The sequence below is a fragment of the Enterococcus sp. LJL99 genome (assembly GCF_054871725.1).
In genome coordinates this window covers 160,076-174,074 of sequence record NZ_JBTXLT010000006.1, presented here as the reverse complement: position 1 = coordinate 174,074, position 13,999 = coordinate 160,076, and the positions used below count along the sequence as shown (strand labels likewise).

General features: G+C 33.9%; 16 protein-coding genes. 13 read left to right on the top strand and 3 right to left on the bottom strand.

From position 1 onward, the window contains the following. The first annotated feature begins 22 nt into the window (after nucleotides 1-22). From ACYSNW_RS10935 to ACYSNW_RS10905, 7 genes are all read left to right on the top strand, one after another. Nucleotides 23-1,546 carry a flavocytochrome c gene (locus tag ACYSNW_RS10935; RefSeq protein WP_461744536.1) on the top strand — a complete coding sequence of 508 codons (1,524 nt, stop codon included), beginning with the start codon at nucleotides 23-25 and terminating at the stop codon, nucleotides 1,544-1,546. Nucleotides 1,547-1,845: 299 nt separating this feature from the next. Beyond that, nucleotides 1,846-3,927, top strand: coding sequence for a BglG family transcription antiterminator (locus ACYSNW_RS10930; RefSeq protein ID WP_461744535.1), 2,082 nt, complete (start codon nucleotides 1,846-1,848; stop codon nucleotides 3,925-3,927). Between the two features lie 31 nt (nucleotides 3,928-3,958). Further along, nucleotides 3,959-4,267, top strand: coding sequence for a PTS sugar transporter subunit IIB (locus tag ACYSNW_RS10925; protein WP_461744534.1), 309 nt, complete (start codon nucleotides 3,959-3,961; stop codon nucleotides 4,265-4,267). 41 nt (nucleotides 4,268-4,308) lie between these two features. After that, nucleotides 4,309-5,598 carry a PTS sugar transporter subunit IIC gene (locus tag ACYSNW_RS10920; protein WP_461744533.1) on the top strand — a complete coding sequence of 430 codons (1,290 nt, stop codon included), beginning with the start codon at nucleotides 4,309-4,311 and terminating at the stop codon, nucleotides 5,596-5,598. An 18-nt stretch (nucleotides 5,599-5,616) separates the two neighbouring features. Next, entirely contained in the window at nucleotides 5,617-6,030 is a 414-nt protein-coding gene (locus tag ACYSNW_RS10915; RefSeq protein ID WP_461744532.1) for a tetratricopeptide repeat protein, read from the top strand. 23 nt (nucleotides 6,031-6,053) lie between these two features. Beyond that, the gene (locus ACYSNW_RS10910) at nucleotides 6,054-6,917 is read left to right on the top strand and encodes a class II fructose-bisphosphate aldolase (RefSeq protein WP_461744531.1); all 864 of its coding nucleotides are present in this window, start codon (nucleotides 6,054-6,056) and stop codon (nucleotides 6,915-6,917) included. Between the two features lie 3 nt (nucleotides 6,918-6,920). Then, nucleotides 6,921-7,535 carry an AAA family ATPase gene (locus ACYSNW_RS10905; RefSeq protein WP_461744530.1) on the top strand — a complete coding sequence of 205 codons (615 nt, stop codon included), beginning with the start codon at nucleotides 6,921-6,923 and terminating at the stop codon, nucleotides 7,533-7,535. 149 nt (nucleotides 7,536-7,684) lie between these two features. Here ACYSNW_RS10905 and ACYSNW_RS10900 read toward each other — a convergent pair whose 3' ends face one another. Next, nucleotides 7,685-8,410 carry a helix-turn-helix domain-containing protein gene (locus ACYSNW_RS10900; RefSeq protein WP_461744529.1) on the bottom strand — a complete coding sequence of 242 codons (726 nt, stop codon included), beginning with the start codon at nucleotides 8,408-8,410 and terminating at the stop codon, nucleotides 7,685-7,687. A 240-nt stretch (nucleotides 8,411-8,650) separates the two neighbouring features. Here ACYSNW_RS10900 and ACYSNW_RS10895 point away from each other — a divergent pair, with 240 nt between their 5' ends. From ACYSNW_RS10895 to ACYSNW_RS10885, 3 genes are all read left to right on the top strand, one after another. Further along, nucleotides 8,651-9,220, top strand: a complete 570-nt coding sequence (locus ACYSNW_RS10895) for a TetR/AcrR family transcriptional regulator (RefSeq protein WP_461744528.1) — start codon at nucleotides 8,651-8,653, stop codon at nucleotides 9,218-9,220. Between the two features lie 60 nt (nucleotides 9,221-9,280). After that, a complete protein-coding gene (locus ACYSNW_RS10890) occupies nucleotides 9,281-9,754 on the top strand; it encodes a low molecular weight protein-tyrosine-phosphatase (RefSeq protein ID WP_461744527.1) in 474 nt (157 codons plus the stop codon). Nucleotides 9,755-9,842: 88 nt separating this feature from the next. Further along, entirely contained in the window at nucleotides 9,843-10,070 is a 228-nt protein-coding gene (locus ACYSNW_RS10885; RefSeq protein ID WP_461744526.1) for a hypothetical protein, read from the top strand. A gap of 41 nt (nucleotides 10,071-10,111) precedes the next feature. On the opposite strand, the gene ACYSNW_RS10880 is transcribed toward ACYSNW_RS10885, so the two are convergent. Beyond that, complete coding sequence (locus ACYSNW_RS10880) at nucleotides 10,112-10,849, bottom strand: class A sortase (protein WP_461744525.1); 738 nt, start codon at nucleotides 10,847-10,849, stop codon at nucleotides 10,112-10,114. Nucleotides 10,850-11,108: 259 nt separating this feature from the next. Between ACYSNW_RS10880 and ACYSNW_RS10875 the strand changes: the two genes are divergently transcribed. After that, the gene (locus ACYSNW_RS10875) at nucleotides 11,109-11,891 is read left to right on the top strand and encodes a hypothetical protein (protein ID WP_461744524.1); all 783 of its coding nucleotides are present in this window, start codon (nucleotides 11,109-11,111) and stop codon (nucleotides 11,889-11,891) included. A 269-nt stretch (nucleotides 11,892-12,160) separates the two neighbouring features. Further along, on the top strand, nucleotides 12,161-12,580 hold the full coding sequence (locus tag ACYSNW_RS10870; RefSeq protein WP_461744523.1) for a GNAT family N-acetyltransferase: 420 nt from the start codon (nucleotides 12,161-12,163) through the stop codon (nucleotides 12,578-12,580). Nucleotides 12,581-12,777: 197 nt separating this feature from the next. Here the strand turns inward: ACYSNW_RS10870 and ACYSNW_RS10865 are convergent, their stop codons facing one another. Beyond that, nucleotides 12,778-13,179 carry a DUF1622 domain-containing protein gene (locus ACYSNW_RS10865; RefSeq protein WP_461744522.1) on the bottom strand — a complete coding sequence of 134 codons (402 nt, stop codon included), beginning with the start codon at nucleotides 13,177-13,179 and terminating at the stop codon, nucleotides 12,778-12,780. Between the two features lie 156 nt (nucleotides 13,180-13,335). On the opposite strand from ACYSNW_RS10865, the gene ACYSNW_RS10860 reads away from it, so the two are divergent. After that, a complete protein-coding gene (locus ACYSNW_RS10860) occupies nucleotides 13,336-13,905 on the top strand; it encodes a hypothetical protein (protein WP_461744521.1) in 570 nt (189 codons plus the stop codon). The last annotated feature ends 94 nt before the right edge of the window (nucleotides 13,906-13,999 follow it).

The window sequence follows — 13,999 nt, the reverse complement described above, 5'->3', positions numbered from 1 at the left end:
TAAAGAGATAAGGGGGAGAATTATGAACAAGAATTTTGTGAAAAAGATTACTATTTGTTTGATGTCAACACTACTATTGAGTGCTTGTGGAGCAGATAAAAAAGCGACAAGTGATTCAACAGGGAAAACGAAAGAAACAAAAGAAAGTACAGAAGCAGTGACTGGGGCCTCTCAATTTGAGTATGCAAACCCAAGTGAAATGAAAGATGAATACGATATTATCATCGTAGGTGCTGGTGGAGCTGGAATGGCTGCGGCGCTTTCTGCCAAAGAAGCGGGTAAAAATCCTGTAATTTTAGAAAAATTACCTGTTGCTGGTGGAAATACGTTGAAATCTTCTGGAGGAATGAACGCTTCTGAAACCAAATTCCAAAAAGAACAAGGAATTGAAGACAGCAATGATCAATTCTTTGATGATACTTTAAAAGGCGGTAAAGGAACAAACAATCAAGAGTTATTAAGATATTTAGTAGATAATTCTGCTTCTGCTATTGATTGGTTAGATTCAATGGGCATCACGTTGAATAATATTAGTTATAGTGGTGGAGCTAGTGTAAAAAGAATTCACCGTCCAGCAGATGGTTCGGCTGTAGGAACTTATTTGGTAGATGGTTTAATGCGTAATATTCAAGAACAATCTATTCCGTTATTTGTTAATTCTGATGTAACTGAGATCAATGAAAAAGATGGTAAAGTTACTGGCGTTGAAGTAATGGTTGACGGGAAGAAAAAAGAAATCAAAGGTGATGCAGTAGTTGTAACGACTGGTGGTTTTGGTTCGAATCAAGAAATGATTACTGAGTATCGTCCTGATTTAAAAGGATATGTTAGTACGACTTCTGAAGGTAGTACAGGTGATGGCATCAAGATGATTGAAAAACTTGGTGGCGCGACAGTTGATATGGATCAAATTCAAGTGCATCCAACGGTTGTTCAAGATTCTGGTATGTTAATCAGTGAAACAGTTCGTGGAGAAGGCGCAATTCTTGTAAATCAACAAGGAAAACGTTTTGTTAATGAATTAGAAACACGTGATAATGTTTCAGCAGCTGAAACTGCGTTACCTGAAAAATATGCGTATTTAATTTTTGATGATGCGTTAGCTAAACGTGCAAAACAAGTTGAATATTATGAAGAACAAGGTGTTGTTGTAAAAGCTGATACAATTGAAGAATTAGCGAAGAAAATCGATATGACACCAGAAACATTGAAAGAAACATTAGATACATGGAATAAAAATGTAAAAGACAAAAAAGATAATGAATTTGGTCGTGAAACAGCAATGGATTATGACCTAACTACTGGTCCTTACTATGCAATTAAAATCGCACCAGGAATCCACCATACAATGGGTGGCGTTAAAATCAATACAGATACACAAGTTCTAAAAGAAGACGGTAGCACAATCCCTGGATTATATGCAGCAGGTGAAGTAACTGGTGGAATCCACGGTCAAAACCGTATTGGCGGAAATGCTGTAGCAGATATTATGGTCTTTGGTCGTCAAGCAGGAGAACAATCGTCTAAATTTGTAGAGAAAAAATAAATAGTCGATTTTGTTTAGTGTGCGGAATGTTTGAATAAAATAATGAATTAAAAATAGTAGCCTTTACCACTGATAAAGTGGTAGGCTACTATTTTTTTGTATCTATTAAGAATGAACTTCATTCTAGATTAATGAAGCATAAAGATTGTGCAATTATAAGACTTTGATTAACATCAAAAAAGATGTTCGTGCTATTTTTTGATTGCGTTTACAAAGTTGCAATCTTTTATTGCAGAAACATCTACTAACGAACGGTAAAATTGAATCGTATAATAAAACCAGATAAGGGGAGAATGATTATGAAAGATCGGACAGCGCAAATTTTTATCCGTTTTATTCACTCAAACTATCCACTAACACTTAGCGAGTTGGGAGCCGAATTCAATATTAGCGACCGAACACTTCGTAATGAAATTAAAACGATCAATGAGTGGCTTTTAGCAAACGAATTATCAGAACTTCAAACGATTCGAAATCGTGGAATGACCTTAGCAGTTAATGAAGTAGAAAAAAAGCAATTACTTCAACTACTTATTGAGCGTAGTGATCCTGATTATCTAAGTAGGGAAGAACGGATTTTTGACTTGATTTTATCTTTCGCTTTAGCTGAAGAAAAAATATGGTTATATCAAAAAGAAGCAAGTTATCAGATTTCCAAAAGTACGATGGATGAGGATATGCGCAGGGTTAGAATTATTTTAGCTGAATATGGTATTGAGGTGTTGAGTATTCCGAAACAAGGAATTGTTTTAAAAGGAACTGAACGAGTAATTCGAACCATGATTTATGATGTGATTAACAAATCAATCGGACTTTTAAATGATTGGGGAAACAATGTAGATGATGGTAATCAAATGGAAAAGCTATTATTTACGTATCTTCCCAAAGAAATTTTCCAACGAATTGATAGCGTATACAATCAATCGGTCTCAACAAGAGAAGATATTTATCGCAATCAATTAGTATTATTCACAGCTGTGTGGTTAGGTCGTTATTTAAGGCAGAATATTATTGCAGAAACGACATTTCATGCGAATCATCATGAAACTGTTCAAAGTGAAATTCGGACGTTTGTTGTTGATTTATGCAGTGAGTTAGCCTTAGCTCCTTCTGCTACAGAATTGAACTATTTAGTTTTTATGTTGGGAACGTTTAATAATCGAACAAGAAGTCACTCAATTGAATGGGTTCAAGCACAATTAGTAGCGATTCAAATGATTCAACATGTGGAAAAAGAAACCAAAATTCCTTTTTCGAGAAAAGAAGAAGCTTTACACGAAGGGCTTTACAAGCATTTACTAGGATTGATGAATCGAATGAAGGGAGATATCCAAATTATCAATCCTTTAAAGGAAAATGTAAAACAGACTTATGGCGCTATTTACTTGGCAGTTGAACGTTTTTCACCCGTTATTGAATGTATTTCGAAAAAAGAGCTGATTGAAGATGAAATTGCCTTTTTAACGATTCATTTTTCGACCTCTGTTAGCGAGATGAAGCAGGAGTATAGCTATGTTTATAAAGCTGTTGTTGTATGTAACCATGGATTAGCAACGGGGAAACTATTAGCTGAAAACTTGAAAGAACAATTTCCGGTTGAGATTATTGCCGTTCTTAGTTCAGGTGAGTTATCTATTATTGATAAATTAGATATCGATCTTATCTTTTCAACGCTCCCCATTGAATACCAAACGAAGCCTGTACTAGTTTTAGAGCCAATCATCAAAGAAGTCAACAAGAAAAATATCCAAGCATTTTTAGAAGATTATGCTCAATTGAAGCGTTTAGTCAATCAGTCTAACGAAGCCACTCTTTTTTTTCATAGGGTTTTGAAAATTATTGAAGAAAGTGGTGGAAATGTCACAAACGATATTTATCAAAGTGTTGAGCAATTATTTGATGAACGTCAATTAAAAATAAATACGAAGGAGATTCAACCTATGTTAAAAGATATTTTAAAAGCTAGTGACATTTTGTTGAATGAAACATGTACCGATTGGCAAGAAGCGATCCGAGAAGTTTCTGTACCATTGCTAAAAGAGCAAATCATCGAACCAGGTTATGTTGAAGCCATGATTGCCTCAGTTAAAGAATTTGGGCCATATATTGTGATTGGCAAACATTTGGCACTAGCACACGCGAGACCAGAAGATGGGGTAAATAAATTAGGGATTAGTGTCGCCACTTTTGCTGAACCTGTTTCATTTGGAAATACAACGAATGATCCGGTAAAAATCATTTTTTGTTTGGCGGCAGTAGATTCTTATTCACATTTAAATATTATGAAAAGTCTCATCAATTTGATTAATGATGAAGAAAAAATTGAGCGTTTAGCTGAATGTTTATCAGTACAAGAATTTCAAACCATTTTATACGAGTAAGAAAAATAAAAAATAGATAGGAGCAAGGAAAATGAAAAAATTGAATATTTTATTTGTATGTGGCGCAGGACTAGGTAGTAGTTTTGCCGCTCAAATGGCAACTGAGGATGTCTTGAATTTAAAAGGAGTGGAAGCGAAATTAGAGCATACGGACATTTCTTCGGCAGTTTCGATGCAACCTGATATCATTATCACTGCACAAAATTTTGAGAAGCAATTTGAAAAATTTACGATTGATGAAGAAAAAACAGCGATTATCTACTTAAAAAATATTGTTTCCAAAGTAGAAATCGATGAAAAATTAACACCAGTTTTAAAAGCAAAAGGAGCATTGGTATAAAAATCAGTAAAAAATAACTTATCAACTAGGAGGACAAAAGAATGGGTGTCGTGAATTTTATTATTGATAATATTTTGACGCAAGCATCAATCACAATCAGTTTGATTGCAATGTTAGGGTTGATTCTACAAAAGAAATCCGTTGGACAAGTGTTATCAGGGTCATTAAAAACATTATTAGGGTTTCAAGTGTTAAGTGCAGGTTCTGGCATTATTGTTGGTAGTTTAACTTATTTTGGGCAAATTTTTACAGAAGGATTTAAAATGCAAGGAATCATTCCGTCAATTGAAGCAATCAATGGTCAAGCGATGAATGAACTTGGATTGGGACGAGATATCGCGCTGACCTTTTTAGCCATTTTTATCGTTAATATTTTGATTGCTCGTTTTACCAAATGGAAATATATTTTCTTGACTGGTCAAGCGATTCTATGGATGGCAACGATGACAACCGTCTTTGGTTTTTTTGCAGGATTGAGAGGCTTCACTTTGATTTTGGTTGGTGGGATTATTGGCGGGATTTTTGCAGTAGCGATGCCAGCAATTGCTCAACCAATTATTCGAAAAGTAACGGATTCCAATGATATTGCTCTGGGGCATTTTTGTACAATCGGTTACTTATTTGAAGCAGGTGTAGCATGGGTTTTTGGTGAACGCGGAGAAAATAAAAAATCAGTGGAAGACTTAAAATTACCCAAAGCATTTGAATTTCTGCAAGATACGTATCTATCAGTGATGGTGGTCATGGTTCCTCTTTATATTATTACCGCACTTTTTGCAGGCGAATCATTTGGAAGTACATTATCTGGAAATCAAAACTATATTATGTATGCATTTATTCAAGCGATTCAATTTGTTGTTGGTGTGTATGTCTTATTAGCAGGAGTGCGACTATTATTAGGAGAAATTGTGCCAGCTTTCCGAGGAATCGCGATGAAACTAGTACCCAATGCAATTCCGGCCTTGGACTGTCCAGTCTTTTTCCCGTATAGTCCGAATGCGGTAATACTTGGTTTTATAACAACAACAATCGGGACAATTATTGCGATGTTTGTCTTACCAACTTTTGGTTTGGCGATGATTTTACCAGGAATGCTGACCAATTTCTTTGCTGGTGGTACGGCTGGGATATTTGGGAATGCTGTAGGTGGTAGACGAGGGGCGATTATTGGCGGCATTGCGCACGGCTTTTTTATTACATTGCTTCCCGCGTTGTTAGTCACTATTTTTAATAGTATGGGCTTTGTAAATGCGACGGCGACGGATGTTGATACAGTAGTAGTTGCGTTAATTTATGCGTGGATTATTAGTCCGATTTTAAAAGCATTTTAAAGCGAAGGAGGAAATCATATGTTTGATTTATTTAAAAAGAAAAAAAGTAGTCCGAAAGAAGAAATTGCAGAGAAATCATTAAGCGAAGCAGAAAAAAATGAACTACGCGCCTCCATTGAACAATTAACAATTCAAATACGTGAATTAGAACCAGCAGATGAAGCAACACATTCTTCTTTAGCTGAGAAATATGAGGAATTAGGACTATTATATAGTGAATTGAATGAAGAAAATCCAGCGATTGATGCGTTAGAAAAAAGTCTTTCATACAAAAATAGTATCGGTAAAGGCTATAAAAAATTGATGCATTTGTACAATCAAAAAAGAGCGGCTGCTGCTAAAGCAGGGGATGGTGAAGCGATTGATCTTTGGATGAGTAAAATGGATGAAATGCGGCAAATTGCCAAAAAAGTAACAATCAGTGGTCAGTAAAATAATAAGTGGAGGGAACATAGATGTATACAACTTTAAAAGACGTGACAAAAACAGCAAGTGAATTGAATTTTACGGTAGGAGCTTTTAACACCCATAACTTGGAGATGTTACCAGAGATGCTGGCTGCAGCGAAAGAAATGGGCGCGCCAATCATCATTCAAACAAGTGTGGATACAGCTAAATATATTGGGTATCATGTATTAGTTTCTGTCGTTAAAACGATTGCGGATACTGAAATGGTTGATGCTGTTTTACATTTAGATCATGCGAGAAATTTTGATGATATTAAAGAAGCGATTGACAGCGGATATACTTCAGTTATGTATGACGGATCTCATTTACCCTTCAAAGAAAATATTTTAAAAACAAGAGCAGTTGTCGAGTACGCACATAAGCATGGTGTTTCGGTCGAAGGAGAGTTAGGAACAATCGGTGGGACAGAAGAAGGAATCCATGTAGCGGAAAATGATAAAGTATATACGAAACCAGAGGATGCCGTTATTTTTGTTAAGGAAACAGGTGTCGATGCTCTAGCGATTGCGATTGGAACCAATCATGGTCAATTTAAATCAAAAACAGACGTCAATATTCCGTTGCTAAAAGAAATTCACTCAGTTGTTGATATTCCACTGGTAATCCATGGGGGAACCGGGGTAAAAGAAGAAGATTATCCTGAGTTAATCAATAATGGTATTCGTAAATTTAATGTTGGAACAGAATTGTTAGTCAACTGGACTGAAGCCGCGAAAGCAAGTTTTGGTGAAACAACAGTCAATCAATCGTTACGCTATAATGTGATTCCAGCAAATGAACGCTGTAAAGAGATTGTTAAACACAAAATTGGATTGTTTATGAATACTACTAGCCCTGTTAGGATTGACTAACAAATGAAAAAATACTTGATTTTATTAGCGGGGAGTCCGGCAACAGGAAAAACTTTTTTGATTCAACAATTAAAAAAAGAACTGCCTGACTTGTTTTTAATTACGCCAGATGAAGGGAAAGAAATTTTTGCCGATTCTGTAGGATTTGATTCCTTAGCCGCAAAAGCCCAACTTGAAAAACGCGTCTGGCGCTTTTATTACAGTGTATTAGCATTATATATGGAGGCGGGCAAACGAGTAATTGTCTCAGAATATCCTTTTAGTGAGAAGCAAAAAGCTAAACTTGAAGAATTAGTAAATCAATATAAGTACGAACCGATTACCATTCGTTTAGTCGCAAATTTTGAAGTTTTATGGAAACGACGAAAAAAAAGAGATATTGAGCCAGATAGACACTTGAGTCATATTATGCAACAGTATCATTTTGGGGATCAATTAGATGATCGAAGCCAAGCGACAAATTTAATTACTAAAGAAAGTTTTAAAGAAATTATTGAAGCCAGACAATATAACTCTTTCCAGTTAGGAGAGCTGTATGAAGTGGATGTCACTGATTTTGCTAAAGTTGATTATTCAACGATGATTGAAGCATTGCGAAGAAAAGTTACTGGTTACTAGAATGTTTATTACGTTGAAACAGAAGAGTATTTTAGAAACTAGAATTTTTTGACTAGTTTTAGTGAAAAATAGCTCTAAAGCGAAAAATATCCTGTTTAGGGATGTTTTTTGCTTTAGAGTATAAAAGAATCAATTTTTTCGGGTAGGATTTATTTTTTATTCACGTCTTTCCAAACTACTTCGGTCGCTGAATACGCTTGATCAAATTCTTTTTGATTGTCGGCTATTAGCGCTCGCATTTCTTTTATTGTTAAAGTACCCATGATCTTTTCGATAGAATTAAGGCCCGTTTTTCTATCAAATTTAACCAACATTTGAGTATCTTTAGGGATTTCAAGTGTATTTCTTGGAACATCGAATACACCAATGTAAGCAGAATTACCATCAATAGTGATATCGAATTTTGATCCTCTAAAAGTAGCGACAGGAATATTTCTATTCGGTAAAAACATAGGATATTTTATATCGTGCGCTTGAAACGTGTACCCATCTTTTTCTAAGTAATTATTAGCTTCGGTATGTTCCCAACTAGATAATTGTTTATTCTTTGGGAAGATTTCGGCAAACCAATAGATATTATAGATGATGAATAACGTTACAATAGTAATACCGATTATTTTTAGTAGTTGATATCTTTTTAGTGTTTTCCTTTCTTTAATAATTGTTTCCATGACGATAGGCTCCTCTCTGATCAGCTGATCCAAAGATAAATCATATAAATCACTCAAATAAATCAGTTTTTCGATATCGGGAAATGTTCGTCCTGTTTCCCAACTAGAAATAGTCGTTCTAGAAACATGTAGTTTTTCAGCAACTTCCTCTTGCGTTAATTTTTGAGCCATTCGATGACTTTTTAATTTTGAACCAATTTCCATAATGACCTCCTTTATAAAATTGTATTAGATAAGCGGAATATTCTACAGCTACAAATTGTAACATACGCAAATGTGCTAAAACTACACTTTTTTTATCAAGTGAAAGAGTTTTTTTATTTTCTATTAATAAAAAAATTGAGAACGAAATATAACATTGATTTATCATTTAAAATCTTCTTTTTACACTTTCTTCATTTTTTTTTGGTATGATAAATATATCTTAAAAAAGTGAGGGAAAGTATGAGCGAATCACAAGTAACAAAACAAGCAATTGCTGCTGCACTAGTTGAATTATGTAACACCAAAATTTATAGCAAAATTAGTGTTCAAGATATTACTAAAGAAGTTGGTTTAAATCGACAAACATTTTATTATCATTTTACAGATAAAGAGGATCTTTTACGTTGGATTTATTTGAATGATGCGTTGATCTATTTAAACGATCCAATCCTAAGTATTGATAACTGGGAAGAGCAGACATTGAAGATGCTGAAAGTTATGAAAGAAAAAGGAGATTTTTACTATAATACAGTAAATTCAGATTCCAATGTATTGAGGAAATGTTTTTCAAAAATCACGAAAGCCTTATTTATTCAATTATTTGAGCAGATGGACAAAGAAAATCAATTGCTGCCAGAGGATAAAGAGTTTTATGGACGTTTCTTTTCATATGGTTGTAGTGGCGTTTTGATTAACTGGATTTTAGAAGAATATCAAGAATCTCCACTAGTAGTGGCAACTCAATTTTTTAGATTAGCGAAAGATGTGGAGCTTTTTTCATACCGATTGTATATGCAAGAAAATGAATAGTAGTAAATTTTAAGGTTTATTTAATGAGTATTTATCTACTAATTAGGAAGCAGGGATTAAATGATTAAGGTTTTAGTTGTCTGTTTAGGAAATATTTGTCGTTCACCGATGGCAGAAGCTGTTTTTAAGGAAAAAATACTAGCGGCTGGTTTGCAATCTGAGGTCATGGTTGATTCTGCTGCGACTAGTCATTGGGAAGTCGGAAATGCACCTCATCGAGGAACGCAGGAATTATTGGCTAAGCATCATATTTCTTGTACGGGTATGCGGTCAAGCCAGATTAAAGCCAATGACTTTGAAAAGTATGATTTCATCATTGGAATGGATCATAACAATGTATCGGATTTGAAACGTCTAGCGCCAAAAGAACAAGCCAAAAAGATTTACTTATTTATGTCTATGGTCGAAGGGATGACTGAAGAAGAAGTTCCAGATCCTTATTATACAGGTGATTTTGAAGAAACTTATACGATGGTAGATAAAGGAACCAGTGCGTGGTTAGATTATTTACAAAAAAAGATACCAAAAGTATGAATATCGGTCTAGAGATGGATGTTTGTACGAAAAAAAAGAATTACAATAAAGAAGTGGAGTTGAATGAAGGAAAAAAAGAGGTGTAAATATGAACCATTCGTATAAATCGTGTTTGTTTGTATTCAGTCTATATTATGCATTATTAGCATTTAGTTTACCGTTAGTGTATGCCGTAACGTATCATGTATCTTTTATGGACGTTTATACGATTGATTGGCTTTTATTTGTCCTTATTTTTTATCCAAGTGTCTTTCTTATCTCGGCAGTCCGTTATGGCTATCATCGAATAAAATTCACGAATCAATATCATAAATAAAAATCGGCTAACTACTAGTAAGTAGAGCCGATTTTTTTGAGTTATAAGGTAAGCTGTTCCATTTGGAATGCTTTTATCATGTCTGGTGTGGCTTTATCTGCTGGTGTGACCTCGCTTAATTCGCCTTGAACTGCGATTCGTGTCGTTGCATACATATCTCCACAAGTAATTAAAGTAATCATCTTTTTATCAGGAACATCTTCGATTAAATCGACTCTTGACGGATCAACTTTTTCAACATATGTAATTTTGTACGTGTAGACATTTGAAAGATCTGTGATGTAAATTATTTCGCCTACTTGAGCGTATTCTAGTGGTGAAAATAATGACACCATATCTTGAACTCGATGACTGGCTAGGGCATAATTACCTTTACCCATTTCTTGATCAGGTTTCATTGTGCCAGCACCCGTTAAAAGAACAACATTATCTAGTCCTCTAAAAATTGGTAAATTAATTTTGACACTTGGCAATGCTACCGCGCCGACTACTGGTAAATTTTTATTTTCAAATTGGGCTCTTAATACTGCTTCTGTACTTAGGGATTCGACTGCCCCAAAATCAAAGGTCGTATCAGCCTTCTCATTTTTTTCAATATCTTCTCGGGTAACATTTTTTAATGCATAAGAATCGCCATTTTTTTGGATGAGGAAATTTCTAATTTGAGTGTTAAAGACAAGAGCTAATCCAATCAGTAGTAACAGAAAAAGCAGGATATTAATAAACCAATTTCTTTTTCTGGATTTTCTTTTTTTAGGTTGTTTTCTGCGTGAAGCCATAACTCCCCTCCTTTTCTTTTGTTAAGTTTATCATAAAAATAAGGAAAACCCTAGCTCAATTTATTAAAAATTACTTAATATGTAATAGGATTAAATTAAAAATATTACAAGCATATTTTTATTAAAAAAAGTCAATTTGCAACAAAAAAGCGCTTACTTGTTTAGTCTTTGTAATTTAATTTTAAAAGAAAAGAAACAAGCTTTTATCCGTGAAATAATGTAAAATGTAGATAAGGAAAAAAAAGGAGGATTTGAAGCCGTGCTTGATTTAATATATGTACATATTGATTTAACAAGTAATGCAATACTATCAAAAGGTATTACACATAGTGACTTTACCCACGGCATTGTTCATCAACCAAAGAATCTCCTTTTATTGAATCCGGCTTCTGACGAAGGTGAGTTTGATATGCATAGTGGGTTAAAAATTATTCGCGGTGAAGAAAGAGTAAAACAGTTTTTTTCAACGGCTCATAGACGTCGCGCAAATGAAGAAATCAAATGGATTGATTTTTCAGATGTTATGATGTTAAAAGAGTTAACTCCGTTAGAGATTTCGGAATTATTGTACTTTGGACATATGAAAACAAGTCTACATTCACCGTTTTTCTATAAACTACAAAATAATTTTGTTTTTTTTGAATTTATAGATGATACCACTAGAATTTATTATCGCTATATTGAAGAATTTTATCGGATTTTGTCTGAAAAAATCAGTCAGGTTGTATTGGAAAAAATCAATGAACGTAAAACATTTTTCCAACGAGGAGTACCGGTTGAAAAATTAGCTAGTGATATACTCAAAAATATGAAACCGATTTTGCAAGAAGGAGTCGTTTTTTGTTTTGATCAAATGAATGTTAAAGGAAAAGAATACAGAATTCCAATCCATGTTGTCGAAGATGCGTTATGGAAGACAAAAAATTTTAAATACAAAAATGAACCAGAATTAGCAACACTGATTTATAATAGTGCCAAACAAACTTGGTCGGTGGAACAAGCAGAGAATGTGGCCTTTGCCCATCTTCCTAAGCAAGCTTAAAAGAATTTTGACAGATTAGATTTCAAATAATAGTTTGAGAATAAAAAGAGCGCAGCAAGAGTAGAAATAATTCTTGTTTCGTTCTTTTTTTGATTAGAAAGTTGGAACAGAATATCTAACTCTAAGAACCAGGTAGAAACAATCGCTCGGCGTATCACTTCGTTCTAAACACTGCTCTTCCAATCTTGTTAGTTTCGAGGGAAATTGAATTATGTTAGTATAAATGAGAACGCATAATGCGTATTATCGATGAATAAGGACGTGAAAAAATGTCGATTCAAGTTGTACATGAATGTCATGAGGTTGATTGGAACATACTTATGCAGTTACTTAGTCGATCAGGTATGGGAACCTATACCCCTGACCTTCATAAAAAGGCATTTGAAAATAGTTACCGGACTGTATTTTTATATGACGATAAGACCTTGATTGGTTGTGGTCGTTTGTTAAGTGATGGAGCTTATCAAGGGGGACTGTATGATATTGCGATTGATGAACAGTATCGTGGCAAAGGTTTGGGAACTAAAATAGTGAATGAATTGATTGAACATCTTGAGCATATAAATATCTTGTTGTATGCTTCACCTGGCAAGGAACCATTTTATGCTGGATTAGGATTTAGTCATGCAAAAACAGGAATGGTTAAATTTATAAATTCAAAAGGAATGAAAGAAAAAGGATTTATCTAAAAGTATGAAGTGAATGAGGTTGTTACTTTTTTTAAGAGCGTCGTGTGCTAAGGAAACTTTTCTGATTAGGAACACGACGCTCTATTTTCGGATATTCTGTTTTTGAAAGTGAGTTGCGTTTGATTTCTTGATTACTCCAAAATTTTGTGAACTTTGAAGGTATCCATTGTTTTTATACATACGCTAACTTGTTTTACTTACTTTTGATTCGTATCAGATTGGTCTTGGTTTTCTTGATCTTTTAAGACATCGTCAATCTCTTTATGTAAGAAGTAAGAAATGACAGTACGAATAATAACTAAAATGCCTAATTTAAAGATGTCTTGAAAGGTTGGTTTAATGATTGATTCGATGATGTCTGCTGCAATTAAAATTTCTAAACTTAGTAAAATATAACTGCCAAGAAAACTTTTAATGAAATTATTTTGTTTAGTCATGACAATTCGATTGCGATTGGTCCGTTCACTTTTAACAAAATCAATACCTGCGATAATAACGCCCCAAATTAAAACAACGATTGAAAAAATATTCAGTGCTAAAATGGCTAAATCAAAATAAGGAATTAGTTGTTCTAAAATATTATGTGCTAAGTCCTCCATACGCTAAGGTCTCCTATCTAGATTAATATCTTTAGTATAACAGGCTCTTTTTTTTATTTCCATTGTTTGTATTTAGTGTAAGTATAAGTAGTTGAAATATGAAACGAACGTTGTATACTAAAGGAGTAAAAAATACTAAAAATCGGTGGGGTAAAAATGGATTTATTGGTTATGCTTTTTTTTGTATACTTTATTCGAGAACAATTTGAGTATAACGAAGTAACACGGTGGAACTATGTTTTGATTCCGATTTTTACAATTGGGTCATTAATAATGAAATTTGAGTGGACGGTTCAATCAATAGTAGAATTATTAATCATTATGGGTATTGGCGGAATCATCAGCTATTTTCAGGCGAAATATACACAAGTTAGACTTGAAACGAAAGAAATCTCTTATTTTAAAGATACTGAGGGAATTGAACATCCCATCTACAAAAAAATGGTGACAGCAAAAGGTGGAATTGTTTATCTTTGTGGTTGGACGTTGATTTTAGTTGTTCAATTTTTGATTGAGTTGTTGGTTGAGCATGTAGCGATAGATAAAAATTTGATTTTTTCTGAAATCATTAAGGAAGCTGCTAGAGAGGTTCTTTCGTCCCTACGTATAGGCGATGAAAATACAGGTTGGTCGATTTGGGCTTTAATTGCCTCAACTAGTGGCGGGTATACCTACTTTTTAGCGAAAAAATCAAGTGATTTTCATAAAGCTGTGTTTAAAAAATAATTTAAGCTATAGTTAAAATCGAGCTTATTAACAAAGTCAATGCATTTAATTTTTGTTAATAAGCTTGATTTTATTTTTAACTGAATCTAAGCAG